The organism is Psychrobacter sp. S1-30-MNA-CIBAN-0213 (assembly GCF_040309845.1).
Lineage (GTDB): Bacteria > Pseudomonadota > Gammaproteobacteria > Pseudomonadales > Moraxellaceae > Psychrobacter.
The window spans coordinates 1-272 of sequence record NZ_JBEOPE010000070.1 but is presented as its reverse complement, the minus strand read 5'-3'; the positions used below and the strand labels follow the sequence as shown (position 1 = coordinate 272).

The window sequence follows — 272 nt, the reverse complement described above, 5'->3', positions numbered from 1 at the left end:
CATCGCGGTGGTGTTGCTGCTGACGGCAAGACGGGTGATGGTTGTGGCTTGCTACTGGCAACGCCGACCGCTTTTTTTAAAGACATTGCTAGCGAGCAACAGTTAACAGTGACGGATAACTTTGCTGTGGGTATGGTGTTCGTCAATTTAGATGAGACCAAAGCACAGCACAGCCAGCAGGTACTCGCCGAAGAGATTATCGCTGAAGGCTTAGAGGTTGCTGGCTGGCGTGATGTGCCACTTGATTTGAGTATCGTTGGTGAGATTGGTCG

Annotated in this window: 1 protein-coding gene; it reads left to right on the top strand. The window is 51.1% G+C overall.

Annotation, left to right across the window (positions count from 1 at the left end):
- Positions 1 to 272, top strand: a 272-nt coding sequence (locus AAEY87_RS13985) for a hypothetical protein (RefSeq protein ID WP_350657611.1), incomplete at both ends; no start/stop codon positions are given.